Raw genomic sequence first — 25644 nt, 5'->3', positions numbered from 1 at the left:
CACACAATCACGGCAGGTAATAAGGTTTTTAATCTTCACTATCTTGAGAAAAAAATAGACAATGCTATGGTATCGCCGCGATAGCGGAATTGTCCTATATTGCAAGTTACAGACGCCTTTCGGCGTTGCACCCCACCCTCTTTTTCAAGGGAACAAGAATGGCCAAAATCGCACTGCTGTTTGCGATGATTTTTCTGCCCGCCGTTGTCTTTGCCAGCGTACCCGACGCGGTACAGCCACTGGCTCCGGTCAGCAAAGAGTTAAAGAAACAACTGCTGGGCACGCCGGTGTATCTGCAGATCTTTAAAGAAGAACGCACCCTTGAGCTTTACGGCAAAATCGGCAACGAATATCGCCTGCTCGACAGCTATCGCATCTGTAATTTTTCCGGTGGACTGGGACCCAAGCGTCGCCAGGGGGATTTCAAAAGCCCGGAAGGATTTTACAGCGTCGGCCTCTCCCAGCTGAAGCCAGACAGCCGCTTCTATCGCGCGATTAACGTCGGTTTTCCGAACGAGTACGATCGCCAGCAGGGCTATGAAGGGAAGTATCTGATGATCCACGGCAACTGCGTGTCCGTTGGCTGCTACGCCATGACCGATGCCTATATGGATGAAATTTATCACTATGTGGAAGCCGCCCTGCGCAACGGCCAGCAGCGCGTTGACGTCAGCATTTATCCGTTCCGCATGACCGAAAGCAATATGCAGCGCCACCGCTATTCAAGCTACTTCAGCTTCTGGAAGGAGCTGCAGCCTGGCTATGCGCAGTTTGTGCAGACCAAACAGCCGCCGTCAGTCAGCGTTAACGGCGGAAAGTATGTGCTGAGCCGTCCAATGATGAACGGCACCGGCGCGCCGGATTCAGCCCTGGCGCTCACCCAGACAAAATAGTGCCCACTCGCCTGGCGCAATCTTGTTCCAGGTTTCGTTAGCCGTCAGCGGCTGCGTCGCAATTACCGTGACCACGTCATTCGGCGTGGTCTGCTTCTGAAAGTCTATCTCCACGTCCTGATCCAGCAGCTTCGCTTTCCCAAACGGCGCGCGACGGGTGATCCAGAACAGATTGGTGGAACAGAACGCCATCAGATAGCGGCCATCAGACAGCAGCATATTAAACACGCCCTTCTCACGCAGCTCTGCCGCCAGCTCGGCAATGTAGCGGAATACCGCAGGCCAGTTGCCCGGCGTGCGGGGATAGCGCGTGGTCAGCTTATGCAGCAGCCAGCAGAACGCCAGCTCGCTGTCGGTTTCCCCGATCGGCCGGTAAGGCCCGGTATCCAGATTCTTATACCCTTTCAGCTGCCCGTTGTGGGCATAGGTCCAGTTACGGCCCCACAGCTCGCGGGTAAACGGATGGGTGTTTTCCAGCGATACTTCGCCGCGGTTGGCCTGACGGATATGGGCCACCACAGAACATGATTTTATCGGGTAATCCTGCACCAGCCGCGCAATCGGCGACTGGAAGCTTGGTTGTGGATCTTTAAATGTGCGGCAGCCTTTACCCTCATAGAAGGTAATACCCCAGCCATCTTTATGCGGACCCGTTCCGCCACCGCGCTGCACCAGCCCGGTAAAGCTAAAACAGATGTCCGTCGGGACGTTCGCGCTCATCCCGAGCAGTTCGCACATAGTGATTCCTCGTCAACAACCTTGAACGGATAACCGTGGAGTGCCCGCCGCGCAGCTGCACCGGCGGGCAACGGCAGGGATTACTTCGCCATCTCTTTTTCGATCAGCAGGATCAGGATATGGATCACTTTAATGTGAACCTCCTGAATGCGATCGGCAAAACCAAAGTGCGGCACGCGGATTTCGACATCTGCCGAGCCGTCCATTTTTCCGCCGTCTTTGCCGGTCAGAGTAATCACCTTCATCCCTTTGGCACGCGCCGCCTCAATGGCTTTAATCACGTTGCCTGAGTTACCGGACGTTGAGATCCCCAGCAGTACATCACCCGCCTGCCCCACCGCTTCTACATAGCGGGAGAAGATAGCGTCGAAGCCGAAATCGTTACCCACGCAGGAGATATGGCTGACGTCGGAAATCGCGATAGCCGGGTAGCCCGGGCGATTTTCGCGGTAGCGACCGGTCAGCTCTTCGGCAAAGTGCATGGCATCGCAGTGCGAGCCGCCGTTACCGCAGGAAAGCACCTTGCCCCCTTTCTTGAAGGAGTCGGCCAGCAGCACGGCCGCCCGCTGAATCGCATGGATGTTAGCGTCATCGCTTAAAAACTTATTCAGCGTGTCGGCGGCTTCGTTTAGCTCGGCGCGAATGATGTCCTGGTACATAGGGAGAGATCCTTTTTAGGAATAAGTGACGGGTTAAGTTTATCAACTTGCCAGAAGGGCGTGAAGCAATCTCCCTTTCCCTCGCGCGGTTTACCCGGAAGTGCGGCGCTTTGTGAGCCAGGTTGTAATTATTATGTAAACAGATTGCATCTGAGCCAGCGCTAATCTAAACATATAACCAACAGGTCGGACCTCTTACAACTTACGGAGCGCACGTTATGATGGTTCTCAGTATTGTGGCGACAATCGTGCTGATTGGTGCCCTGTTTTATCACCGCGTCAACCTTGTGGCCGGCAGCATCGCCCTGGTGGCGTGGACCGCCGTTCTCGGCCTTGTGGGGCTGTGGACCTTCTGGCTGCTGGTCCCGCTGGCCATCATCCTGCTGCCGTTAAACCTGCTGCCGATGCGCCAGGCGATGTTTGGCAAGCCGGTGCTGCGCACCTTCCGCAAGGTGATGCCGCCGATGTCGCGTACCGAAAAAGAAGCCATTGATGCCGGGACAACCTGGTGGGAAGGCGATCTGTTCCGCGGCGCCCCGGACTGGAAGAAACTGCACAACTATCCGCAGCCGCGCCTGACCGAAGAGGAACAGGCGTTTCTCAGCGGCCCGGTTGAAGAAGCCTGCCGCATGGCGAACGACTTTGAAATCACCCATGAAATGGCCGACCTGCCGCCGGAACTCTGGGCCTTCCTGAAAAAGCATCGCTTCTTTGCGATGATCATTAAAAAAGAGTACGGCGGGCTGGAGTTTTCCGCCTACGCACAGGCTCAGGTTCTGCAAAAGCTGGCCGGGGTATCCGGTATTCTGGCCATCACCGTCGGCGTGCCTAACTCCCTCGGCCCCGGTGAACTGCTGCAGCACTACGGTACCGAAGAGCAAAAAAATCACTATCTGCCCCGCCTGGCGCGCGGCGATGAAATTCCCTGCTTTGCACTGACCAGCCCGGAAGCGGGTTCCGATGCCGGAGCCATTCCGGATACCGGCGTGGTCTGTATGGGCGACTGGCAGGGCGAGCAGGTGCTGGGGATGCGCCTCACCTGGAACAAACGCTACATTACCCTTGCCCCTGTTGCCACCGTACTGGGCCTGGCGTTTAAGCTGTCCGATCCGGATCGCCTGCTGGGCAACACCGATGAGCTGGGCATCACCTGCGCGCTGATCCCAACCCACACCCCGGGCGTGGAAATCGGCACCCGCCATTTCCCACTCAACGTGCCGTTCCAGAATGGCCCTACCCGCGGTAAAGACATCTTTGTGCCAATTGATTTTATTATCGGTGGCCCGGTGATGGCCGGTCAGGGCTGGCGGATGCTGGTTGAGTGCCTCTCCGTGGGTCGCGGTATTACCCTGCCGTCCAACTCCACCGGCAGCCTGAAGAGTATTGCGCTGGCGACAGGGGCCTACGCCCATATCCGCCGCCAGTTCCGTCTGCCAATCGGCAAGATGGAGGGCATTGAAGAGCCGCTGGCACGCATTGCCGGTAACGCCTATGTGATGGATGCCGCCGCGTCGCTGATTACCTACGGCATTATGCAGGGAGAAAAACCCGCCGTGCTGTCGGCGATTGTGAAGTACCACTGCACCCACCGCGGGCAGCGGGCGATTATGGATGCGATGGATATCGCCGGGGGCAAAGGGATTATGCTCGGCAACAGCAACTTCCTCGCCCGCGCCTATCAGGGTGCCCCGATTGCGATTACCGTTGAGGGGGCGAACATTCTGACCCGCAGCATGATCATCTTCGGCCAGGGGGCAATTCGCTGCCATCCTTACGTGCTGGAGGAGATGGAAGCCGCGCAGAATAACGACGTGGCGGCCTTTGACCGGGCGCTGTTCAAACATATCGGCCACGTTGGCAGCAACAAAATGCGCAGCCTGTGGCTGGGCCTGACCGGCGGCCTGACCAGCGCCTCGCCAACCCGCGACGCCACCCGTCGCTACTATCAGCATCTGAACCGCATCAGCGCTAACCTCGCCCTGCTGTCGGATGTCTCCATGTCGGTTCTCGGCGGCAGCCTGAAGCGCCGTGAACGGATCTCGGCACGCCTCGGCGATATTCTCAGCCAGCTTTATCTGGCCTCGGCGACGCTGAAACGCTATGACGATGAGGGCCGTAACGAAGCCGATCTGCCGCTGGTGCACTGGGGCGTGCAGGATGCACTGCATCAGGCTGAAACGGCCATCGACGATCTGCTGCGTAACTTCCCGAATCGCCTGGTGGCGGGCCTGCTGCGCGTGGTGGTCTTCCCGACCGGCGGACACTGCCGCGCGCCGTCCGATCGCCTGGACCACCAGCTGGCGCGGATACTGCAGCTGCCTTCTGCCACCCGCAGCCGTCTGGGCCGCGGCCAGTACCTGGCACCGAGCGAACACAACCCGGCGGGCCAGCTGGAGCAGGCCTTAACCGATGTCATGGCGGCGGAAGTCATCCACGAACGCGTGTCGAAAGAGCAGAAAAAGCACCTGCCGTTCACTCGCCTGGACGTGCTGGCCGCCGAAGGCCAGCAGGCCGGCTGGTTAACTAAGGCGGAAGCCGACGTCCTGATCCGCGCCGAGGCCAGCCGTCTGCGTTCCATTAACGTTGATGAGTTTGCGGCCGATGCGCTGGCGACCCGTCCGGTGAAGGCCGGGGGTTCTGATAAGGTCGCGCTGGATAAATCAGCTAAGTCTGGGGAGTCTGCGGCAACAGCCCCGGGCCAATCCGGCAAGCTGGATGATTCCGCCACGGTCACGCTGGAGAAACCCGCCGCGGTAAAGCCGCAGGGGGCGGGTAAAACCGAAGCGGCGTAGCTTCAGGTTGCCTGCGTTTAACGGCCTGACGATGCTGCCTGGCGGTTACTTTTGTCAGACCACCGGGCAGCTCAGGCAGCTCAGGCAGCTCAGGCAGCTCAGGCAGCTCAGGCAGCTCAACCGCATCAGAAACCCGCAATTAAAAAAACGCCAGCCTGTGAGGGTTGGCGTTTTTTCAGCATTCAGCCATTCTGGCGAATACGCATAATCAGCGCATCAATATCCGGCACGTGGTTAGCCAGCAGGATCAGGCTGCGGCCGAGGGTAATCGCCTGGCGCACGCACTCCACCTGCATCGCACGATCGTCGATATTTTTAATGTCGGCAACCTGCGACATGCCGACGGTGCGGCGGATCAGTTCGGTACCGCAGTAGCCGATGGTATCCCGCCACACTTTGCCGAGGAACTCACGCGCGTATCCCGGCGTCGCCAGCGCGCGATCGGTACTCTTCTCGGCGGCCAGCGCCAGGAAGCCTTCCGCAAAGCTGTTCCACGTATCGCGCACGTCGTTCAGGCGCTGTTCACGCGCATCGGCGGCTTCCCTTGGCACCAGTAATCCCGGCGCGGCGCAGTAGCTAATCAGCAGGTTACCGATCGCCGTACCGACATCAAAGCCAATCGGGCCATAGAAGCCAAACTCGGCATCGATCACCTTCAGGCGGCCTTCGGCAACAAAGATGGAACCGCTGTGAATATCCCCGTGCAGCAGCGCTTCGGCATGGCTGAAGAAACGATGCTTCAGCCCGGCAACGGCCACTTTCAGCTCTTCATCGTCGCGCAGGGCTTCGGCCAGGCGCTCCAGCTCGCGCGGATAGGCGTTGCGATCGTGCTGCTCATACGGTTCATTGAAGAACAGCTCCTCGGTGATATCGCACAGCTCCGGGTTGGTAAAACGGATCACGTCCTTTTTCTTCTGATACGGGTGCTGGAAGAAATCCGAGGTGTGGAACAGGGTTTGCGCCAGATACCCCCCCAGCTGCGTCGCGGCCAGAGGATAGTTTTTCCCTTTCACCAGTTCGCCGCGCCAGATGGCGTGATCGGAGAGATCCTCCATCACCATCACCGCCAGTTCGGCGTCGTAGTGCAGGATGTTGACCGTGTGCTCCGGGCAAAATTTGCCGTGCTCAATCAGGGTTTCCGCTTCCAGCCTTGCCCGGTCCAGGGTCAGCGGCCAGGATTCTCCCACGCAGCGAACGTAAGGCAGCGCCTGCTTGACGATCGCCCGGCTGATGCCCTCGGTATCGAAAATCTTAAACACCAGGTTAAGATTACCATCGCCCACTTCCAGCGAATCGACCAGGCTGTCAGGATTATCCACGCCGCCAAACTGGCGAGCATATTCCACGGCATCCGCTGCGGTGAACGTACGGTATTGCGACATTACCCTAACCCCCATAAGACAAATTCGTTTTAATAAGCCGTTCAGACGTCTATACATCCATCAGACATGTTGGCACAATGTGTCACATTAAAGCAACCAGGATTTCACTTATGCAGACTCTCAGCACCACCAGCCTACAGATTCGCGACAGCCAACTGTGGATCCTCGACCAGCAGGCGCTCCCCCAGAAAAAAATCTGGTGCCCGACGCCGGATGTTGCCAGCCTGGTGGACCATATCAAAACGCTGCGGGTGCGCGGTGCGCCGCTGATCGGGCTGTCTGCCAGCCTGCTGCTGGCGCTGCTGGCGGAACAGGGAATGCCGCGTCCGGCGCTGGCGGAGGCGCTGGAAACCCTGCGCGCCTCCCGCCCGACGGCGGTTAACCTGATGAACAACCTCGATCGCATGAAGCGGGTGCTGGCACAGGACAATTTCGCCATCGCGCTGACCGACGAGGCGCTGCGCCTGGTGGCGGAAGATAAAACCCTGTGTGACAACATCGCCGAAGCGGGCAGCGCGCTGATCGTTCCCGGCAGCCGCCTGCTGACCCACTGCAATACCGGCGGGCTGGCGACCGCCGGCGTGGGCACCGCGCTGGGGGTCATCGCCCGCGGCTGGCAGCAGGGAAAAGTCACCAGCGTGTGGGTCGATGAAACCCGTCCGTTATTGCAGGGCGGGCGCTTAACGGCGTGGGAGCTGGGAGAACTGGGCGTTCCGTATCATCTGATCTGCGATTCGATGGCCGCCAGCCTGATGGCGCAGGGCAAAGTCGATGCGATTTGGGTCGGCGCGGACCGCATTGCTGCCAACGGCGACGTCGCCAATAAGATAGGCACCTACAGCCTTGCGGTGCTGGCGCAGTACCACAGCGTGCCGTTCTACGTGGCCGCGCCGCACACCACGCTGGATCGCTACTGCCCGGACGGCGGCGCTATCCCAATCGAGCAGCGCGCGGCCAGCGAAGTGACCGGCGTGGCGGGCAGCTTCGGCGACGTGACCTGGGCACCGGAGGGCGCGCAGGTCTACAACCCGGCGTTTGACGTCACGCCAGCGTCGTTAATCAGCGGCTGGGTGCTGGATACCGGCGTGGTCACTCCGGAGCAGGTGAAAGCGGGCGTTTTTCAGCCCCGCGAATGACGGCGTGAATCAGCGGGTCGGAAAAGGATCCGCTGTACCGTGAATGTCATTGCCCCTTTCGCGCGGATCGCTCTAAGGCTCTGGCTGACGGTCGCCTCTCGTCAATAAAGGTCTTTCGAAGTTAACGGAGTGTGCAGTGCGGGGTACGAGGTAAAGAGAACGGGGAGGCTGAAGCAGCCACCCCGTTATGTAAATTAAGGCAGGCGCGGGTAGGCATCGGCGATGGTGTCGCCGGTGAAATTGGCGATCCAGCCTTCCTGATTGTCGAAAATACGGATCGCGGTGAAGTGCGGTGCGGACCCCATATCAAACCAGTGCGCCGTCCCCTCTGGCACCGAGATCAGATCGTTCTTCTCGCACAGGATCTGATAGATGTGGCCGTCCAGGTGCAGGCAGAACAGCCCCGCGCCCTCAACGAAGAAGCGGACTTCATCTTCAGCGTGGGTGTGCTCCGAGAGGAATTTGGTGCGCAGCACGTCTTTCTGCGGGTTATCCGCACGCATGCTGATCACATCCCAGCTCTGATAGCCTTTCTCGGCCACCAGGCGATCGATCGCGTGCTGATAGGCGTTGATCACCGTCGCGGCATCCGGGTTTTCCCCCAGATCGCGGTCGGCTTCCCAGCGCTCAAAGCGCACGTCCTTTGATTTCAGCTTTTCGGCGATTTCCGCCGCATCGGTACTGTGCCAGACCTGGGTGGCCGCATCGGTATCGGTAAAAATTGTCAGTGCACTCATGAGTTCAACAGCTCCTGGTTAATCTGATCAAAACCTGAAACCTGACGATGGCTGCTCGCAGCATCCGCCTCGTCACGTATTAACTGAATCGTCTTCCATCCCGCTTCCCGTGCGGCGTCCAGCTCCTGATGGATATCGGATAAAAACAGCAGTTCCGCCGCCGGCAGTGCAATCTGCTCCGCGATGTTGCGGTAAGAGCCGACTTCGCGCTTGGCACCGACGTGGGTATCAAAGTAACCGCTGAACAGATCAGTGATATCACCGGCATCGCTGTAGCCAAATAACAATTTCTGCGCTGCTACTGAGCCAGATGAATATACATACAGCGCGATGCCCTGCTGCTGCCACTGCTTAAGCGCAGGCAGCACATCGGCATACAGATGGCCGGTAAAGCTGCCGTTCAGATAGCCGTCGCGCCAGATCATGCCCTGCAGCGCCTTCAGCGCGGTGGACTTGCGATCCTCATCCATAAAGCCGTACAGCACCTCAATCAGCTCCTGCGCCGTGGCATCCGGGCGGTTCACCTCCGCGCGGAGATCGGCCAGCGCCTGGGCCACCGCGGGCTGCTGCTCGTTGCCTTTGATAAAGGCGGGCAGGTTTTCACGAGCGTAGGGGAAAAGCACGTTATGAACGAAGCGAATATCGCTGGTGGTGCCTTCAATATCGGTAACAATAGCGCGGATCATTGGCTCTCCAGAACGCGGCGTTGCAGTTCACACTGGAAGAGGAATTCCAGCCCTTCAAGATGACGGCGTGCCTCATTGACGTCTTTACCCCAGCAGGTCAGGCCGTGGCCGCGCAGCAGAAAACCGTAGCGCAGCGGATTCTGTGCGGCAAACTGCTCAATATGCTTCGCCAGGCCGTCAATATCCTGATCGTTATCAAACAACGCAATCGGCACGCAGTCCAGATGGCTGTGCTGGCCCGCCAGCGTTTTCTGCATCTCGTAGCCCTGCAGCTCCAGCGCTGCGCCTTTCTCCACGCGCGAAAGCACGGTTGAGTTGACGGTGTGGGTATGCAGTACCGCACCGGCTTCCGGGAACAGGCGATAAATCAGCGTATGCAGGCCGGTTTCCGCAGAGGGTTTGCGCCCGGAGGGTACCCGATTGCTGGCAATTTTCACCTGGATAAAGTCATCGCGGGTCAGGCTGCCTTTGTCTTTACCTGATTCACTCAGCAGACAGAATTCAGCATCCTGGCGGATGGACATGTTGCCGCCGGTGGCCGGAGCCCAGCCGCGTTCACCAATCCAGTGACAGGCGCTAACCAGCTGATCCAATTGTGAGGTCTGGGTCATCTCTTTGTTTATTCCTCTGGGACTATTTTATTGTGGGCTCAGTTTTAGCCGTCTAAGCGTCTCGATTGCCAAATAGTATCACCGTGATATATTGGCAGCAACACAGGACACAACATCATAAAACCGCATTCAGCAAGGGTTGTAACCATGAGCCAGACGTCATTCACGCCAGAGAGCAAGCTGCCCGCACTGGGCACCACCATCTTCACACAGATGAGCGCGCTCGCCCAGCAGCACAACGCGATCAATCTATCCCAGGGGTTCCCGGATTTTGACGGCCCTGCATATCTGCAGGAGCGCCTGGCTTATCACGTCAGCCAGGGCGCAAACCAGTACGCGCCGATGATCGGCGTGGCGCCGCTGCGTGAGGCCATTGCGCAGAAAACCGCCGAGCTTTACGGCTATAAGCCGGATGTGAACAGTGACATCACCGTCACCGCCGGTGCCACCGAAGCGCTGTACGCGGCGATCACCGCGCTGGTGCGCCCGGGTGATGAGGTGATCTGCTTCGACCCGAGCTACGACAGCTACGCCCCGGCGGTGACGCTGGCGGGCGGCGTAATGAAGCGTATTGCGCTGCAGCCGCCCGGCTTTCGCGTTGACTGGGCGGCATTCACCGCCCTGCTGTCGCCGCGCACCCGGCTGGTTATTCTCAATACGCCGCATAACCCCTCCGCCACCGTGTGGCAGAAAAGCGACTTCGCCCAGCTGTGGCAGGCGATCGCCGCACAGGAAATCTACGTCCTGAGCGATGAAGTGTACGAGCATATCTGCTTTGATGAAGCCGGCCATGCCAGCGTGCTGGCGCATCCGCAGCTGCGCGAGCGGGCGATTGCCGTGTCTTCCTTTGGTAAAACCTTCCATATGACCGGCTGGAAAGTGGGCTACTGCGTGGCCCCCGCCGCGCTGAGCGCCGAAGTGCGTAAGGTGCACCAGTATCTGACCTTCTCGGTCAACACCCCGGCGCAGCTGGCGCTGGCCGATATGCTGCAGCAGCACCCGGAACACCACCGCGAGCTGCCGGAGTTTTACCGCGCCCGCCGCGACCGCTTTGTTGAGGCGCTCTCCGCCAGCCGCTTCAAGCTGCTGCCGTGCGAAGGCACCTACTTCCTGCTGGCGGATTACAGCGCTATCTCGGATCTCGACGATGTGGCATTCTGCCAGTGGTTAACAAAAGAAGTGGGCGTGGCGGCGATTCCGCTGTCGGTGTTCTGCGCCGATGCCTTCCCTCATAAACTGATCCGCCTGTGCTTCGCCAAACAGGAAGCCACGCTGGACGCTGCTGCGGAGCGACTGTGTCAACTTTAAAAATTAGCGTACTTCAGCAACCGCTGGTCTGGATGGACGGCGCAGCCAACCTGCGTTTCTTTGATTCGCTGCTGGACGGCCTGAAGGAGCGCGACCTGATTGTGCTGCCGGAAATGTTCACCACCGGTTTTGCGATGGAAGCGGCAAAAAGCTCGCTGGCCGAAAGCGAAGTAATTAGCTGGCTACAGGCAAAAGCCGCCGCGACCCACGCCATGGTGGCGGGCAGTGCGGCGATCCAGACGGCAAAAGGCGCGGTTAACCGCTTCTTCCTCGTTGAGCCGGGCGGCGCGGTGCATTTCTACGACAAACGCCATCTGTTCCGCATGGCCGGGGAGCACGAGCACTATCTGGCGGGCGATCGCCGCGAAGTGTTTGAGTGGCGCGGCTGGCGCATTCTGCCGCAGGTGTGTTACGACCTGCGCTTCCCGGTGTTCGCCCGCAACCAGAATGACTACGATCTGGCGCTGTACGTGGCGAACTGGCCGGCCTCGCGCGCCCTGCACTGGCAGGCGCTGCTGCAGGCGCGAGCGATTGAAAATCAGGCCTATATTGCCGGATGCAACCGCGTGGGCACCGACGGCAACGGCCACGGCTACAGCGGCGACAGCCGGATTTTCAGCCCGCAGGGAGAGATCCTCGCCGCAGGCGAACCGCACCAGCCTGCGATTCTTGAGGCCGAGCTGTCGCTGGAAAGCCTCCGCGAGTATCGCGAGAAGTTCCCCGCCTGGCGCGATGCCGACGCATTCAGTCTGTAAGCATACAAACGGCCCGTCACGGGCCGTTTCTTTACCGCGCGGGCGGATTATTCCCCCGACATCATGGGCGCAAGATGGCGATACAGCGAACGGAATCGCGCCTGCTGCCCGGCATACTGCGCGTGCAGTTCAGCATCGGGAATATGCTGCTGTTCAAGCGGCAGCGGCGGCAGGAGATCGCGAAAGGTGCTGCGCGGCGAGACGGCGATCTGCGCCAGCCGGGCGGCTCCCAGCGCCGGCCCCACATAGCCCCCCGTGCGATAATCCAGCACTTTTCCTGAAATATCGGCCAGCATCTGCCGCCACCAGGGACTGCGCGCACCGCCGCCAATCAGCGTGATGCTGTCGGGATTAACCCCGGCGGCGTTCACCACGTTCATCCCGTCGGTCAGCGCAAATCCCACGCCTTCCAGCACCGATTTCGCCAGCTCCGCCTGGCCGTGTTCATGGCCTAAACCAAAAAACACGCCCCGGGCATGCGGGTTATTGTGCGGCGTACGCTCCCCGGAAAGATAAGGCAGAAAAAGCGGGCCGTTCGCGCCGGGCGCGGCAGACTGCGCCTTTTCGATCAGGGCGGGAACGCTCCCCACGCCGGTTAAGCGGGCGGCCCAGTCGAGACAGGAAGCCGCACTGAGCATCACCGACATCAGATGCCAGCGGTCGGGCAGCGCGTGGCAGAAGGCATGAACCGCGCTTTCAGGATTACTGTGATAACCCTCGCTGACCGCGAAATAGACGCCGGACGTGCCCAGCGACAGCATTGCCGCACCGGGATCGACAATACCGGCCCCCACCGCACCGGCCGCGTTATCGCCGCCGCCCGCGACGATCGGCACCGGCGGAACGCCCCACTCGCGGGCAACGCTCGCGTGGAGGACGCCGGTGATATCGCTGCCCTCAAAGAGTTCAGGCATATGGCCTCGGGTCAGGCCGCAGCTTTCCAGCATACGGTCGCTCCAGTCGCGACGGGCCACATCCAGCCACAGCGTGCCGGACGCATCCGACATATCGCTGGCGAAGCGGCCCGTCATGCGAAAGCGCAGATAATCTTTCGGCAGCAGCACTTTATCGATCTGGCGAAACACCGCCGGCTCATGGCGCGCCAGCCAGAGCAGCTTTGGCGCGGTAAAGCCGGGCATCATCAGATTACCGGTAATGCCCCGCTGATCGGGAATGGCAGCCTCAAGATCGCGGCACTCTTCGCCGCAGCGGCCATCGTTCCAGAGAATGGCCGGGCGCAGCACCCGCTGCTGCTTATCCAGCAGCGTAGCGCCGTGCATCTGCCCCGCCAGGCCGATCGCCCTGACGCCCGCCAGCGAATGCCGCTGGCCGAGCGACCGAACGGCACTGTCGGTAGCCTGCCACCAGGCCTGCGGATCCTGCTCGGACCAGAGGGGGTGCGGCCGCTGCAGCGTCAGAGCTTCCGTATGGGAGGCAAGCACCCGTCCCTGTTCATCCGCCAGGATCGCTTTGACGCCCGACGTGCCGAGATCGATTCCAATATACATATTGAGTGTCCTGAACAGACGCCACCCGCAGGTGGCGCGAGGGGATTAACCGAAGAGATAACGATTAACAAGGTTTTCCAGCTGCTCCTGGCGGCCGCTCTGGTGCTGAGGCGCAAGGTTGTTTCCGCTGGTGTAGTCAGCCAGCGCTTCCAGAGACAGATTGCCCTGCAGAATTTGACGCCCCTGCGGGCTGTTCCAGCCGGCGTAGCGTTCTGCTACCGTCCGCTCCAGCTCGCCGTCCTCAATCATCCGCGCCGCCACTTTCAGCGCCAGCGCCATGGTGTCCATGCCGCCGATATGGCCGTGGAACAGATCGTATTTGTCCGTGCTTTGACGGCGCACTTTGGCATCAAAGTTCAGCCCGCCGCTGGTCAGCCCACCGGCCTTGAGGATTTCATACATCACCAGCGCATTTTCCTCCACGCTGACCGGGAACTGATCGGTATCCCAGCCGCACTGCGGATCGCCGCGGTTGGCGTCAACGGATCCGAATATACCCAGCGCAATGGCGGTGGCAATTTCATGATGGAACGAATGGCCCGCCAGGGTGGCGTGGTTCGCCTCCAGATTCAGCTTAATTTCATTCTCCAGGCCGAACTGCTTGAGGAAGCCATACACGTTCGCCGCATCATAGTCGTACTGGTGTTTGGTCGGTTCCTGCGGCTTCGGCTCAATCAGCAGGGGGCCGGTGAAGCCAATTTTATATTTGTGTTCAACCACCAGATTCATAAAGCGGCCGATCTGCTCGCGTTCCTGGCGCAGGTCGGTATTCAGCAGGGTTTCGTAGCCTTCGCGGCCGCCCCACAGCACATAGTTTTCTCCGCCCAGCTTGTGCGTGGCGTTCATCGCATGAAAAACCTGCGTCGCCGCCCAGCAGAAAATATCAGGATCCGGGCTGGTCGCCGCACCGGCGGCATAGCGTGGGTTGGTGAAGCAGTTCGCGGTGCCCCACAGCAGCTTCACGCCGCTCTCTTCCTGTTTGCGGGCCAGGACATCGGTCATTTCCGCCAGGTTGCTCTGATACTCGCGCACCGACCGGCCTTCCGGCGACACATCGACATCGTGGAACGCGTAGAACGGCACATCCAGCTTGTGGAAAAACTCGAAGGCGACGTCCGCTTTCAGTTTGGCCAGCTCAAGTTCGTTCCCGGCTTTCTGCCACGGGCGGTCAAAAGCCCCGACGCCGAACATATCGGCACCGTTCCAGCAGAACGTATGCCAGTAGCAGGCGGCAAAGCGCAGATGATCTTTCATGCTTTTACCCAGGATAATTTCATCCGGGTTGTAGTGGCGAAATGCCAGCGGGTTGCGGCTCTGTGTGCCTTCGTAGCGAACTTTGTCTAACCTGTCGAAATAGATGCTCATTGCAGACTCCGGGTTGAGGGAAAATAAATCTCCGTGTTGCCTCATCCTCTTCGCAATGGCCCGGCGCCTCAATTGCGATATTTCGCGACCCGATTGCGAGAATTTGCAACCGTGCTGGCGATCACATTATTTGGTCGTTCTACACGACAAAAATAAAACAATCCATTGAAATTAAACGGTAAATATCACTTTCACTCCGGAATGCCGTGGCGATTATCCTCCCGGTACTGCCCGGGGGGGATGCCGTATGCTTTTCTGAATACGGCATAGAAGTACGGCAGAGAGGGATAGCCGCAGACCTGCGCAATTTCCGCCACGGGCAGCGCCGTAGCGGTGAGCATTTCCCTGGCGCGGGTCAGTTTTTCCGCGTGGATCGTCGCGTGCAGCGAGTGCCCCGTTTCCGCCTTAAATCGGGTATCAAGGCTGGTTCGGGAGAGGCCAACCGCATCCAGCACCTGCTCCACGCGAATGCCGTTACTGGCATGACCGCGGATAAAGTGCATCGCCTGAATCACCGCCGGATCGTTCAACGAGCGGTAGTCGGTTGAACGCCGGCCGATAACCCGCTGAGGGGGAATAAGAATACGCTGCATCGGTAAGACCTCACCGTCGATCAGACGCTGAAGAAGCCTGGCGGCCTGAAAACCCATCTGCCGGGTTCCCTGCACCACGGAAGAGAGAGACACGCGCGACAGATAGCGCGTCAGCTCTTCGTTATCAATACCGATAACCGACAGGGTTTCCGGCACCGGAATATTCAGCGACTCGCAGGCCTGAAGAATATGGCGGGCGCGTGAATCGGTAACGGCAATAATGCCACAGTGGGGCGGCAGCTGTTGCAGCCAGTCTGCCAGGCGGTTTTGCGCGTGCTGCCAGCTCACCGCCGAGGTTTCGCTTCCCTGATAAACGCGCAGCGGGTAGCCGTTGCGGCTGGCCAGCCGGCGAAAGGCCATTTCGCGCTCCTTAGCCCAGCGGTGATGAATACTGTCCGGCAGGCCGTAGAAGGCAAACTGTGAAATCCCTTTCTCCTGCAGATGCCGCCAGGCCAGTTCGACCTGGGCCGCGTTGTCCGTGGCAATATAGTGAACCGGCGGATACGGGGAGTGAAGACGGGATCCGCCCACCCCCACCACCGGCACCGCAACGCCAGCAAGCTGCGCCTCGATATCCGCATCGTCATAGTCGGCGATAACCCCGTCACCCAGCCAGTCGGTAGCCGGTGCTGAGCGCAGGCAAAAATCATCTTCGATAAAGATATCCCACCGGCTTTGCGATGCCTGCAGGTATTCGCCCACGCCCTCCATCACCTGCCGGTCATAGGCTTTGTTGGCATTAAACAGCAGGGTGATTCGATAACGCCGTGCAGCCCGGCGGTGGGGGTGCCATGCCATATTCTCTCCGTTATGCCGGTGCCATCAGAAGATGGGGCTCAGCCCGCGTCCACAGGCTGATAGGAGAAGTAGTCGAAATCGGCAAAGGCGCTCTCCCCGGTGAAATCCTGGCAGCAGACCCCGACAAAAGCGCCGGTAAACCGCTCGTGTCCGCGCTCTTTAAAGTATTCGTCGGACAGTTTGCTGTATTCCACGTAGCCCCCCACGCGGTGCCACTCCCGCTCATCGAGGGAGTAGAAGAACCAGGCGGCATCGTGGTCCACTTCCACTTTCAGGTGCACCGGGCCGTCGTCGTCGAGGGCGATCCCGTCCCCGCTCGGCTCACTGAACCGGTTAAGGTCGTTAATCAGCAGGTTAACGGTGCGTCTGCCGCGCTCATCGCACGTGAGATAGAGGTAGAGGTAATTGGTCGTGTCGTAGTAACAGACCAGCCCGGCCATCTGCTGGAAGGAGGCGGGCTGGAAATCAATGCGGGTCTGCGCCGTGAAGGCAAAATCGGTCTGCCTTCTGGCCACAAGGCTCTGGTGATGATGAGAGCTGAGGGATTCCTGGCCCCGCAGGCGAAGCCAGCCCTTCCGCGCCGTCAGGCTGCAAAACGCGTCGGTCAGAGGAATACGCAGGCTCTGGTAGTGCAGCGGCAGGGCCGGCGTATCGAAGTCATCCCGCACGGCCGTCGCAGGCCAGGGTTTTTCCGGCAGCCGCGTATGGACCACCAGCTCCGGGGTGTTTTTCTCATTGACCAGCCGCAGCCAGCCGTCCTGGTTCCAGTACACTTTCTGAATGGCCGTTTCCCTGCCCATCGGGCTTCTGCCCCGCGACGGCAGCGGCCTGCCGCACAGGTGAACGATAAACCACTCCCCCCCTTCGGTCTCAATCAGATCCGCATGGCCGGTGCGCTGGAGCGGCAGCCGGCAGTCATAGCGTGCGGTCATCATCTGACCGCAGGGGTCAGTTTCATACGGCCCCATCAGCTGCCGGGACCGCGCCAGGGTCACGCCGTGATTGTAGAAGGTGCCCCCTTCGGCGGTCAGCAGATAGAACCAGCCATCGCGCTCATAAAGATGCGGCCCTTCGGTGATCCCCAGCTCGCTGCCGTTATAAATTTTTCGGCATTCCCCGATAAGCTGTTTACGCTGTTCATCGTACTGCTGGATGATGATGCCGTTCCATTTCGGGAAGCCCGGCTTGCCGCCATCGCGATAGCTCATTTCCATGCTGACCAGCCACTTAGTGCCGTCGCTTTTATGGAACAAAGAGGGGTCGATGCCCCGGCTGTTGAGATAGGTGGGTTCTGACCATTCACCTTCAATGTCCGTCGTACTGACAAGATAATTATTCACATCCCAGAAGCGGCCGGTCAGGTTTTTAACATCGCTGAAGACCAGATAAAAAATACCGTTATCAACCGTCAGGCAGGGCGCAAAAACGCCGCCGGAGTCCGGATTACCTTTCATATCCAGCTGGCTCACCCGGTTCAGGGGATAAGATATCAATCTCCAGTTTTTTAAATCGTAAGATTTATACAGGCTCACCCCGGGAAACCATTCAAAGGTCGACGCGGCAATATAATAGGCATTGTTCGCAAAGATAATCGACGGGTCGGGATTAAAGCCGGGTAAGACAGGATTAATAATGGTGGTCATCTTGCTTCTCCTTTCGCGCCTGACAGCACGGCGTCAGCGCCCTCTTGCTCATCGGTGCCGTCAGGATGGTTCGGGCTGAGATCGTAATTTCTCAATACCAGGATCAGGCTGAGAATTAACAGCGCGGGAATGATAGTAAAAATTAATCTGATGCAGAGCGTGGCCGAATCCAGCTGGGTTGGCACATTGCCCACGTAGCCGCCGACGGTGAGGATCCACCCCATCAGTGCGCCACCCACGGCAATGCCGACCTTGATCGCAAAAATATTGGTTGAGAACACCAGGCCGCTGAAGGACTTGCCGGCTTTATTTTCAATATTGTCGATAATGTCGCTGAGCAGGTTCCACTGCAGCGGCGTTGCCGTTGAGTTGATAAAGTGAATACAACCGATAATGCAGCAAATCAGCACCGCGTGCTGCGCCGGGATAAAGAACAGCGCAATCATAATTAATGCCTGTACCGTCATCGCCATTTTATACGCGAACACCCGCTCTAATCGGGAATAGAGGGTGGTGGTAAACATTGAACCCACAAACTTAGCGCCGAGGATGATAGTCAGAACCACGCCGACCAGCTCGGGCCGGTGCAGATAATAGGTGACAAAATACATCGCCCCACCGGTCTTTAATATTCCCGCCGTCAGGTTAATGACGTTCAGCAGGAATAAGCGCCGCCAGTTCGCATCCGACGTCAGATAGCGAAGTTCGCTGAACACCATGCTGAATTTTTGTGATTTATCCACCGGGCGAATATAGCGCTCCTCGGTCAGCGCGAAGCAGAGATAAAACATCACGGTGCTGGCCACGCCCATCAGCACCATGGCATAGAAATAGCCCTGCTGAAGGTTGCCGCCGCCCAGCACTTTGGTCAGCGGCAGCGCCACGGCGGAAACGACAATCCCGCCCAGCGCCGCGAAGGCAAAGCGGTAGGACTGCATCGACAGCCGTTCATCGGAGTCCTGAGAGAGATTATTGATCATCGCGCAGTACGGCACATTCACCAGCGTGTAGAGCAGGGAGAGCGCGGTATACGACACGTAGGCATAGATAATTTTGCCGCTTTCACCCAGATCCGGCGTGAAGAAGGTCAGCGAGCCGAGAATGCCGAACGGCAGGGCAAACCAGAGTAGGTAAGGCCTGAACTGGCCGTGCCGGGTCGAGGTGTGGTCCGCCAGGAAGCCGATGTAAATATCAAAAAAGGCATCAACGATGCGGACAAAAAGAAACATCACGCCCATATGAAAGGGGCTGAGGCCGTAGATATCGGTGTAGAAGTAGGCCATAAACAGCATGATGGTTTGCCAGATGATGTTCGATGCGCCATCACCCAGCCCGTAGCCAATTTTCTCTTTAATCGTCAGCTTGGACATAGATTACCTTCTGGTGTTGTGTCTGCAGGATCGGGGGGTAGCGGGCCAGCTGGTATCAAAAATAGGCTTTATCGGGGCGGGTTGATGTAGAGAGTTCGCGGCTTTATATAATTTTTTTGCGCTTTGGGTGCTACGACGATCACCCTTTTGAAAAAAGCAATTCGGCCAGACGGTGTCATCAGGAAGCGCACCGGCGGCCGGTCAGCACAGAGAGCATGTTTTCGCGATCCGACGGCGGACCGGTCAGGGCAGCGGGTCGTGTTTGGTGGATAGCTGCTTCGTCGAGCGGCTGTAGGTCCTGAATTTCTTTGGCGTGACGCCCATCAGCGATCGGAATTTAAAACAGTAATAGGCGCTGTCGGTGAATTCACACTGGTAGGCGATATCCGTGATGCTCAGTTCCGTCGTTCTCAGCAGCTCGGCCGAGACGGCAATTTTCTTACGGACCAGATAGTCTTTAAAACTAATCTGCATGATTTTTTTGAAGGTGCGGGAAAAGTGGCTGGATGAAAGCCCGCAGCGTTCGGCGGCGTCGTTCAGGGTGATGCTGAAAGTGCGATCCCGTTCAATCTGCACGACAAAATCGATAAGGCTGTCGAAGGTGCTGCTCTTGTCTTCGCTGACGTTCACCTTCACGGCCTGCTCGGCGTGGCCGTAAACCGTATTCAGCAGCAGCGTTAATAACGGGTTGGATTCGCGGGAGCTGTGCGGCTCGTCGTGCAGCTGCGTAAACCAGGTAAACAGGAACTGCATGCGTTCCGCGTCACGCGCGTTGAGCTGAAGAACAAACCCGGCGTGCTGGCCGGTAAAGGGCAGCGGGCATTTGAGCCGGTTCATGACCGCACTGCTGTACTGCAGCAAAAACCGCTCGTGATCGGGGGTAAACGCCAGCTCCATATCATGCAGAATCATCGATCCCACAAAAACCAGCGTATTGTCGCGCAGCGCGAGTTTTTCACTGCCGATGGTGTACGATCCTTCAGCGCGGCGGAACCACATAATCTCGTGTTCCAGATGCACATGAGGGCGAATATATACCCCTTTTTCGGGCACACCTTCGCGCGCGCGCAGCAGGTAGTCCACGCCAAGGGTGGTTTCAATTTTTTCGAAAAAGCGATCGTCGTTCCACATCAGGCGCAGGATTCTTACAAAACGGCGGCAGGTAACCCCCACTATCAGGGGGTTTAAGGTTGAAAATCAATATAACTTTCTCCCACCCTGCGCCGTTACGCAGAACACTGCGCCACGATAAACGCGGAATGAGGCAGGTTATTACGCCCTGCCCGCCACCTCATTCACCACCTGCACGTAGGCCTGAACCGCCTGCGCCACATCTTCCGTCGTTACCGATTCTGCCGGGTGATGGCTGATGCCGCGATCGCAGCGCACAAACAGCATGGCCGACGGCCAGCGTTCGGCCACGGCAATGGCGTCGTGCCCGGCCCCGCTCGGCAGCGACAGGCTGCGCCCCTGAACCTGAACCACGGCGCGGGTCAGCGCGGCCTGCAGTTCTGCATCGCAGCCGGTGGCCGGAATGCAGTAATACTCCTCGGCGCTGAAAGACACCGCGCGGCGCTGTGCAATCGCCTCGCCTTCGGCCAGCAGATCGGCCAGCAGCGCGGAGAGCGGGCCGTCTTCCGGGCCGCGCACGTCGAGCGAAAGCGCCACATCGCCGGGGATCACATTGACCGCGCCGGGCTGGCACTGCAGCGTGCCGACCGTAGCCACCAGCTGCGGGCCGACCTGCGGCGTGCGCTGTTCGATATACAGCATCCACTCGGCGGCGGCGGCCAGCGCATCTTTACGGTGGCTCATCGGCACGGTCCCGGCATGACCGGCCTCGCCGATAAAGCGACAGTTCAGGCGGTGCGCGCCGTTAATGGCCGTCACCACGCCCAGCGCCAGCGCCTCCTGCTCCAGGCACGGCCCCTGCTCGATATGCAGTTCCAGATAGGCCACGAAGTCTTCCACATCGCGCGCCGACTGCCAGATACGATCGGCATTCAGCCCGCAGTTTTTCATCGCCTGGGACACGGTAATGCCGCTGGCATCCGGGTGATCGACCCAGCTTTCCGGCCAGCTGCCGGTCAGGCCGCGGCTGCCCAGCAGGGTAATGCCGAAACGCGTACCTTCTTCATCGCAGAAGCCAATAATTTCAATCGCCAGCGGCAGCCGCTCGCCGCGATCGTGCAGGTACTGCACGGTTTCAATGGCGGTCAGTACGCCGAGCATGCCGTCATAGCGACCGGCGTTGCGCACCGTGTCGAGGTGAGAACCCAGCAGCAGCGCTTTTGCCTCAACCTGCTGGCCCTCATAGCGGCCGCAGATGTTGCCGACGCTGTCCTGCCACACGGCCATTCCCGCCGCCTTCATCCACTTGCCGACCATCGCGTTAGCCCGCAGGTGCTCCGTCGACAGATAAACGCGGGTCAGTTCGCCCGGCGTTTCGCTGATTTCTGCCAGCGCATCACAGCGCGACATCACGCGCGCCGCCGCCTCGGCAGCGGCGGCCGTCGTCATCAGGCATTCACTCATTAACGGCTCCCGTTATAGTGATCCCAGGCGGACTGCATCGCATTGCCCTGGGTGGTGCGGAATCCAAGGTGATTCAGCACCGATTCAAGCGCGCTCAGCGTCTGCATAACGCAGTCTTTACGCGCGTTGTAGCCCATGGTGCCGATGCGCCACACTTTGCCGATCAGCGGACCAAATGACGTGCCGATCTCAATGCCGAAATCTTCCAGCATCAGCTTGCGCACCTGCTCTCCGTTGACGCCCTGCGGGATCACCACGCCGAGCACGTTATTCATTTTGTGCTTCAGATCGCCGAAGGTTTCCAGCCCCATCCCCTGAATGCCTTTCAGCAGCGCGTCGCCGTGCAGCTTGTGGCGGGTGATGCCGTTATCCAGCCCCTCTTCCAGAATCAGACGCGCGCATTCGCGGGCGCCAAACAGCGCGGAGGTGGCTTCGGTATGGTGGTTCAGGCGCTCCGGTCCCCAGTAATCCATGATCATGCCGAGATCGAAGTAGTTGGAGTAGATCATCTCATCGTCGCCGTCCTGATGCGCATCGGTACGGATCCCCGCTTCCACGCACTTGCGCTTGCGGATAACCTCTTCCATCTGCGGACTGAGGGTGATCGGCGACGTACCGGACGGACCGCCCAGGCATTTCTGCATCCCGGCGGAGACCGCATCCAGCCCCCAGGCGTCGGTTTCCAGCGCGTTACCGGCGAAGGACGCGGTGGCGTCGGTGTAGAACAGCACGCCGTATTTGCGGCAGATAGCGCCCAGCTCTTCCAGCGGCTGCAGCATGGTGGTGGAGGTATCGCCCTGCACGGTCAGCAGCAGGCGCGGCTTCACTTTTTTAATCGCGTCTTCAACCTGGTCCGGGGTAAACACCTCACCCCACGGAACTTCAATGGTGTGGACTTCCGCGCGGCAGCGGCGGGCGATTTCGCACAGCAGATGGCCGAAACGGCCAAAGACCGGAACCAGCACTTTGTCACCCGGGCGAATAGCAGACAGCAGGATGGCTTCGATTCCCGCGCGCGACGTGCCGTCGATCAGCATGGTCCACTGATTTTTGGTGCGGAACACGCCGCGATAAAGCGCCATCACTTCGTTCATATACTGAGTCATGGCCGGATCGTACTGCCCGATCAGCTGGCTGGACATGGCGCGAAGCACGCGCGGGTCGGCGTTAATCGGCCCCGGCCCCATCAGTAAACGCTGCGGCGGGTTGATCTGGGTAAATGTCGATAAATCCATCTGTCTGTCCTTCAGGGTGAGTTCCGGTGCGTTAGTTCAGGCCCCGCACCGAGGAGATAAATTGTTTAAGCTCAGTGCTCTGCGGATTGGCAAACAGGGTTTTACTGTCGCCCTGCTCCCACACGCGGCCCTGATGCATAAACACTACGCGGTCGCCCACTTCGCGGGCAAAATTCATTTCATGCGTCACGAGGATCAGCGTCATGCCCTCTTTCGCCAGCTGCTCAAGCACTTTCAGCACTTCGCCAACCAGCTCGGGATCGAGCGCCGAGGTGATCTCATCACACAGCAACACTTTCGGTGACATCGCCAGCGCGCGGGCGATCGCCACGCGCTGCTGCTGGCCGCCGGACAGGTTCGCGGGATAGTAATCCATGCGATCCCCCAGCCCCACTTTATTCAGCATTTCCGCCGCCAGCGCACGGCACTCGGCGTCGTTCTTTTTCAGCACGCGGCGCGGCGCCAGCATCACGTTTTCCAGCGCGGTCATGTGCGGGAACAGATTAAAGTTCTGGAACACCATGCCGACCGAACGGCTGATTTCACGCGCCTGAGATTCACGATCGGTGATGGTCATGCCGCCGAGCTTAATGCTGCCTTCCTGATAGCCTTCCAGCCCGTTCATGCAGCGCAGCAGGGTGCTTTTCCCCGAGCCGCTGCGGCCGATGATGGAGATCACCTGGCCCATTTCGATGTCGAGATCCACGCCCTTCAGTACGTGGTTGTCGCCATAGTATTTCTGCACCTGATTAATGGTGATGAGCGGCATTGAATTTCTTCTCCAGATACTGGCTGTAGCGGGACAGCGGATAACACATCAGGAAGTAGCCCAGCGCCACCAGCCCGAAAACTTTAAACGGTTGATACGTCACATTGTTCAGAATGGTGCCGGCTTTGGTCAGCTCGATAAAACCGATGATCGACGCCAGCGCCGTACCTTTCACCACCTGTACGGCAAAGCCCACGGTCGGCGCGATGCCAATGCGCAGCGCCTGCGGCAGAACCACGCGATACAGCGTCTGGCCGAAGCTCAGCCCCAGGCAGCGGCAGGCTTCCCACTGCCCTTTCGGCAGCGCCTGGATGCTGCCGTACCAGATATCAATCAGGAAGGCGCTGGTGTAAAACGTCAGCGCCAGCGACGCGGCCGTCCACGGTGAAACGTCAATGCCGAACAGCGCCACGCCGAAGAAGGCCAGAAACAGCTGCATCAGCAGCGGCGTGCCCTGAAACAGCTCGGTCCAGGCGCGGATTAAACGGCACGGCCAGCGGCGGCGGGTCAGGCGAACCATCACCAGCGGCATCGCCACCAGCGTGCCGCCAAAGAATGCCGTCAGCGACAGCAGGATGGTCCAGCGCGCCGCCAGCAGCAGGTTGCGCAGGATGTCCCAGTCGGTAAAGGTCGTCATTACGGCTGCTCCCCAAACCATTTACGCCCGGCGGCCAGCAGCAGCTGACGCATGGCAATCGACAGCGCCAGATACATCAGCGTGGTCACCAGATACACTTCAAAGCTCAAAAACGTCCGCGACTGGATCAGGTTGGCGGCAAAGGTCAGCTCTTCATAAGAGACCTGCGACACCACCGAGGAGCCGAGCATCACGATAATGCACTGGCTGACCAGCGCCGGATAAATGCGCTTCATCGACGGCGGCAGTACCACGCGGATAAACGTCTGAGTGCGGGTTAAGCCCAGCACCCGTCCAGCTTCCCACTGCCCTTTCGGCGTGACCTGAATACCGGCACGGATGATTTCCGTGCTGTAGGCACCGAGGTTAATCAGCATCGCCAGCAGCGCCGCCTCTCCGGCGGTCAGTTTCAGGCCCAGGTTAGGCAGGCCGAAAACGATAAAGAACAGCTGAACCACAAACGGCGTGTTGCGGATCAGTTCGACATAGACGCCCCAGCAGCGGCTGAGCAGCGAGGGTTTGCCGCTTCGCAGCGCCGCGCCAAAGATACCCAGCGCGATGCCCCCTACGGTGGCCATCACCGTCAGCTGGATGGTCACCCACAGGCCGGAAACCAGTTCCGGCCAGTAGGGCCACAGCGCGGGAAAATTCAGTTGCCCGATCATCAGTCAGCCCCGATTAACCCAGGTCAGCGGGCAATGGCGCTTTCAGCCACTCTTGCGATAATTTGTTCAACGTATCGTCCTTCAGCGCCTGGCCGATCAGCTCATCCACTTTGGCCTTCAGCGCCGGTTCATTCTTTTTCAGGCCGATAAAGCACGGCGAATCTTTCAGCATAAACTTCGCCACCGGCGCTTTGTCAGCGTTTTGGCGGGCGATTGCCGCCACGACCAGGTTGCCGGTTGCCACATACTGCACCTGTCCAGACAGATAGGCCGACAGCGTGGTGTTGTTATCTTCGTAGCGTTTCACTTCCGCCTCTTTCGGCGCCACGCTGGTCAGCACCATATCCTCAACGGCACCGCGGGTGACGCCGATGGATTTGCCGCTCAGCTCCGCTGCGTCTTTCAGGGTGCCGTCTTTCGGGCCAAACACGCCGAGGAAGAACGGGGCATAGGCGCGGGTGAAGTCGATCACCTTTTCACGCTCCGGGTTTTTCCCCAGGCTGGAAATGACCAGATCCACTTTATCCGTCTGCAGATACGGCACGCGGTTTGCGCTGGTGACCGGCACCAGCTGCAACTTCAGTTTCATTTGTTTAGCCAGATACTTCGCCATATCAATGTCATAGCCCTGCGGCTGCAGGTCGGTACCTACCGATCCAAACGGGGGGAAATCCTGCGGCACGGCAATACGGATAACGCCACGTTTTTCAATGTCTTGTAATTGATCCGCCAGCGCCGAAGCGGTAGACGTCAGCAGTAAAGCGCCAGCCAGTAATGCGAATAAGCCTTTTTTCATTCTCACTTCCCCGGTTAATACATCATGAAACGA

The 25644-nt window shown here is 59.1% G+C and carries 22 protein-coding genes and 1 pseudogene; 5 read left to right on the top strand and 18 right to left on the bottom strand.

The features are described from left to right. The first annotated feature begins 158 nt into the window (after positions 1-158). On the top strand, positions 159-893 hold the full coding sequence (dpaA, locus tag PGH32_RS00265) for a peptidoglycan meso-diaminopimelic acid protein amidase (protein ID WP_337892871.1): 735 nt from the start codon (positions 159-161) through the stop codon (positions 891-893). Here dpaA and PGH32_RS00260 read toward each other — a convergent pair. Both PGH32_RS00260 and lpcA read right to left on the bottom strand, forming a co-directional pair. Then, the gene (locus tag PGH32_RS00260; RefSeq protein ID WP_314418787.1) at positions 864-1631 is read right to left on the bottom strand and encodes a class II glutamine amidotransferase; all 768 of its coding nucleotides are present in this window, start codon (positions 1629-1631) and stop codon (positions 864-866) included. The two genes, dpaA and PGH32_RS00260, sit on opposite strands and share 30 nt — an antisense overlap. An 80-nt stretch (positions 1632-1711) precedes the next feature. Then, complete coding sequence (gene lpcA / locus PGH32_RS00255) at positions 1712-2290, bottom strand: D-sedoheptulose 7-phosphate isomerase (protein WP_314418788.1); 579 nt, start codon at positions 2288-2290, stop codon at positions 1712-1714. A gap of 218 nt (positions 2291-2508) precedes the next feature. On the opposite strand from lpcA, the pseudogene fadE reads away from it, so the two are divergent. Further along, positions 2509-4917 (top strand): annotated as a pseudogene (gene fadE / locus PGH32_RS00250) (acyl-CoA dehydrogenase FadE); the annotation flags it as partial. Positions 4918-5264: 347 nt separating this feature from the next. Here fadE and mtnK read toward each other — a convergent pair. Next, positions 5265-6464, bottom strand: coding sequence for an S-methyl-5-thioribose kinase (gene mtnK, locus PGH32_RS00245; protein WP_337892870.1), 1200 nt, complete (start codon positions 6462-6464; stop codon positions 5265-5267). A gap of 110 nt (positions 6465-6574) precedes the next feature. Here mtnK and mtnA point away from each other — a divergent pair, with 110 nt between their 5' ends. Next, positions 6575-7600, top strand: a complete 1026-nt coding sequence (mtnA, locus tag PGH32_RS00240) for an S-methyl-5-thioribose-1-phosphate isomerase (RefSeq protein ID WP_337892869.1) — start codon at positions 6575-6577, stop codon at positions 7598-7600. A 194-nt stretch (positions 7601-7794) separates the two neighbouring features. On the opposite strand, the gene PGH32_RS00235 is transcribed toward mtnA, so the two are convergent. From PGH32_RS00235 to PGH32_RS00225, 3 genes are read right to left on the bottom strand one after another with little or no spacing between them, the layout of a single operon-like run. Beyond that, positions 7795-8337 carry a 1,2-dihydroxy-3-keto-5-methylthiopentene dioxygenase gene (locus PGH32_RS00235; protein WP_123335510.1) on the bottom strand — a complete coding sequence of 181 codons (543 nt, stop codon included), beginning with the start codon at positions 8335-8337 and terminating at the stop codon, positions 7795-7797. Next, entirely contained in the window at positions 8334-9023 is a 690-nt protein-coding gene (gene mtnC / locus PGH32_RS00230) for an acireductone synthase (protein WP_314418794.1), read from the bottom strand. The genes PGH32_RS00235 and mtnC overlap by 4 nt, the downstream gene beginning before the upstream one ends. After that, positions 9020-9634 (bottom strand): methylthioribulose 1-phosphate dehydratase, encoded by a 615-nt coding sequence (locus tag PGH32_RS00225; RefSeq protein ID WP_337892868.1) that lies wholly within the window; start codon positions 9632-9634, stop codon positions 9020-9022. The genes mtnC and PGH32_RS00225 overlap by 4 nt, the downstream gene beginning before the upstream one ends. Before the next feature lie 147 nt (positions 9635-9781). On the opposite strand from PGH32_RS00225, the gene PGH32_RS00220 reads away from it, so the two are divergent. Both PGH32_RS00220 and PGH32_RS00215 read left to right on the top strand, forming a co-directional pair. Continuing rightward, positions 9782-10942 (top strand): pyridoxal phosphate-dependent aminotransferase, encoded by a 1161-nt coding sequence (locus tag PGH32_RS00220; protein ID WP_337892867.1) that lies wholly within the window; start codon positions 9782-9784, stop codon positions 10940-10942. Continuing rightward, positions 10930-11697: an amidohydrolase gene (locus PGH32_RS00215; protein WP_337892866.1), complete on the top strand. Its 768-nt coding sequence runs from the start codon at positions 10930-10932 to the stop codon at positions 11695-11697. Before PGH32_RS00220 ends, PGH32_RS00215 begins: the two co-directional genes overlap by 13 nt. 47 nt (positions 11698-11744) lie before the next feature. Here PGH32_RS00215 and xylB read toward each other — a convergent pair whose 3' ends face one another. From xylB to PGH32_RS00155, 12 genes are all read right to left on the bottom strand, one after another. Beyond that, positions 11745-13205 carry a xylulokinase gene (xylB, locus tag PGH32_RS00210; RefSeq protein WP_337892865.1) on the bottom strand — a complete coding sequence of 487 codons (1461 nt, stop codon included), beginning with the start codon at positions 13203-13205 and terminating at the stop codon, positions 11745-11747. 45 nt (positions 13206-13250) lie between these two features. Next, on the bottom strand, positions 13251-14570 hold the full coding sequence (xylA, locus tag PGH32_RS00205; RefSeq protein ID WP_314418802.1) for a xylose isomerase: 1320 nt from the start codon (positions 14568-14570) through the stop codon (positions 13251-13253). A 191-nt stretch (positions 14571-14761) separates the two neighbouring features. Then, complete coding sequence (locus PGH32_RS00200) at positions 14762-15961, bottom strand: XylR family transcriptional regulator (RefSeq protein WP_337892864.1); 1200 nt, start codon at positions 15959-15961, stop codon at positions 14762-14764. Between the two features lie 38 nt (positions 15962-15999). Further along, a complete protein-coding gene (locus tag PGH32_RS00195; RefSeq protein WP_337892863.1) occupies positions 16000-17604 on the bottom strand; it encodes a glycoside hydrolase family 43 protein in 1605 nt (534 codons plus the stop codon). Next, entirely contained in the window at positions 17601-18974 is a 1374-nt protein-coding gene (locus PGH32_RS00190) for a glycoside-pentoside-hexuronide (GPH):cation symporter (RefSeq protein ID WP_337892862.1), read from the bottom strand. Before PGH32_RS00190 ends, PGH32_RS00195 begins: the two co-directional genes overlap by 4 nt. Positions 18975-19217: 243 nt before the next feature. After that, the gene (locus tag PGH32_RS00185; RefSeq protein WP_337892861.1) at positions 19218-20105 is read right to left on the bottom strand and encodes a helix-turn-helix transcriptional regulator; all 888 of its coding nucleotides are present in this window, start codon (positions 20103-20105) and stop codon (positions 19218-19220) included. A gap of 141 nt (positions 20106-20246) precedes the next feature. Further along, complete coding sequence (gene hpxK / locus PGH32_RS00180) at positions 20247-21509, bottom strand: allantoate amidohydrolase (protein ID WP_314418812.1); 1263 nt, start codon at positions 21507-21509, stop codon at positions 20247-20249. Continuing rightward, a complete protein-coding gene (locus tag PGH32_RS00175) occupies positions 21509-22744 on the bottom strand; it encodes a pyridoxal-phosphate-dependent aminotransferase family protein (protein WP_337892860.1) in 1236 nt (411 codons plus the stop codon). Before PGH32_RS00175 ends, hpxK begins: the two co-directional genes overlap by 1 nt. A gap of 31 nt (positions 22745-22775) precedes the next feature. Then, a complete protein-coding gene (locus tag PGH32_RS00170; RefSeq protein ID WP_314418815.1) occupies positions 22776-23513 on the bottom strand; it encodes an amino acid ABC transporter ATP-binding protein in 738 nt (245 codons plus the stop codon). Next, positions 23494-24150, bottom strand: coding sequence for an amino acid ABC transporter permease (locus PGH32_RS00165; RefSeq protein WP_314418817.1), 657 nt, complete (start codon positions 24148-24150; stop codon positions 23494-23496). Before PGH32_RS00165 ends, PGH32_RS00170 begins: the two co-directional genes overlap by 20 nt. Then, complete coding sequence (locus PGH32_RS00160) at positions 24150-24815, bottom strand: amino acid ABC transporter permease (RefSeq protein ID WP_314418819.1); 666 nt, start codon at positions 24813-24815, stop codon at positions 24150-24152. The genes PGH32_RS00165 and PGH32_RS00160 overlap by 1 nt, the downstream gene beginning before the upstream one ends. Positions 24816-24828: 13 nt before the next feature. Further along, positions 24829-25611, bottom strand: a complete 783-nt coding sequence (locus PGH32_RS00155; RefSeq protein ID WP_337892859.1) for a transporter substrate-binding domain-containing protein — start codon at positions 25609-25611, stop codon at positions 24829-24831. Positions 25612-25644 lie beyond the last annotated feature (33 nt).

Source organism: Erwinia sp. SLM-02 (genome assembly GCF_037450285.1).
Taxonomy (GTDB): Bacteria; Pseudomonadota; Gammaproteobacteria; order Enterobacterales; family Enterobacteriaceae; genus Erwinia.
This window is presented reverse-complemented; position numbering and strand designations above follow the sequence as displayed.

What these genes read in the sequence shown, in the direction of transcription:
- dpaA (WP_337892871.1), top strand. Translation starts at nt 159, where the DNA reads ATGGCCAAAATCGCACTGCTGTTTGCGATGATTTTTCTGCCCGCCGTT.
- PGH32_RS00260 (WP_314418787.1), bottom strand. Translation starts at nt 1,631, where the DNA reads ATGTGCGAACTGCTCGGGATGAGCGCGAACGTCCCGACGGACATCTGT.
- lpcA (WP_314418788.1), bottom strand. Translation starts at nt 2,290, where the DNA reads ATGTACCAGGACATCATTCGCGCCGAGCTAAACGAAGCCGCCGACACG.
- mtnK (WP_337892870.1), bottom strand. Translation starts at nt 6,464, where the DNA reads ATGTCGCAATACCGTACGTTCACCGCAGCGGATGCCGTGGAATATGCT.
- mtnA (WP_337892869.1), top strand. Translation starts at nt 6,575, where the DNA reads ATGCAGACTCTCAGCACCACCAGCCTACAGATTCGCGACAGCCAACTG.
- PGH32_RS00235 (WP_123335510.1), bottom strand. Translation starts at nt 8,337, where the DNA reads ATGAGTGCACTGACAATTTTTACCGATACCGATGCGGCCACCCAGGTC.
- mtnC (WP_314418794.1), bottom strand. Translation starts at nt 9,023, where the DNA reads ATGATCCGCGCTATTGTTACCGATATTGAAGGCACCACCAGCGATATT.
- PGH32_RS00225 (WP_337892868.1), bottom strand. Translation starts at nt 9,634, where the DNA reads ATGACCCAGACCTCACAATTGGATCAGCTGGTTAGCGCCTGTCACTGG.
- PGH32_RS00220 (WP_337892867.1), top strand. Translation starts at nt 9,782, where the DNA reads ATGAGCCAGACGTCATTCACGCCAGAGAGCAAGCTGCCCGCACTGGGC.
- xylB (WP_337892865.1), bottom strand. Translation starts at nt 13,205, where the DNA reads ATGTATATTGGAATCGATCTCGGCACGTCGGGCGTCAAAGCGATCCTG.
- xylA (WP_314418802.1), bottom strand. Translation starts at nt 14,570, where the DNA reads ATGAGCATCTATTTCGACAGGTTAGACAAAGTTCGCTACGAAGGCACA.
- PGH32_RS00200 (WP_337892864.1), bottom strand. Translation starts at nt 15,961, where the DNA reads ATGGCATGGCACCCCCACCGCCGGGCTGCACGGCGTTATCGAATCACC.
- PGH32_RS00195 (WP_337892863.1), bottom strand. Translation starts at nt 17,604, where the DNA reads ATGACCACCATTATTAATCCTGTCTTACCCGGCTTTAATCCCGACCCG.
- PGH32_RS00190 (WP_337892862.1), bottom strand. Translation starts at nt 18,974, where the DNA reads ATGTCCAAGCTGACGATTAAAGAGAAAATTGGCTACGGGCTGGGTGAT.
- PGH32_RS00185 (WP_337892861.1), bottom strand. Translation starts at nt 20,105, where the DNA reads ATGTGGAACGACGATCGCTTTTTCGAAAAAATTGAAACCACCCTTGGC.
- hpxK (WP_314418812.1), bottom strand. Translation starts at nt 21,509, where the DNA reads ATGAGTGAATGCCTGATGACGACGGCCGCCGCTGCCGAGGCGGCGGCG.
- PGH32_RS00175 (WP_337892860.1), bottom strand. Translation starts at nt 22,744, where the DNA reads ATGGATTTATCGACATTTACCCAGATCAACCCGCCGCAGCGTTTACTG.
- PGH32_RS00170 (WP_314418815.1), bottom strand. Translation starts at nt 23,513, where the DNA reads ATGCCGCTCATCACCATTAATCAGGTGCAGAAATACTATGGCGACAAC.
- PGH32_RS00165 (WP_314418817.1), bottom strand. Translation starts at nt 24,150, where the DNA reads ATGACGACCTTTACCGACTGGGACATCCTGCGCAACCTGCTGCTGGCG.
- PGH32_RS00160 (WP_314418819.1), bottom strand. Translation starts at nt 24,815, where the DNA reads ATGATCGGGCAACTGAATTTTCCCGCGCTGTGGCCCTACTGGCCGGAA.
- PGH32_RS00155 (WP_337892859.1), bottom strand. Translation starts at nt 25,611, where the DNA reads ATGAAAAAAGGCTTATTCGCATTACTGGCTGGCGCTTTACTGCTGACG.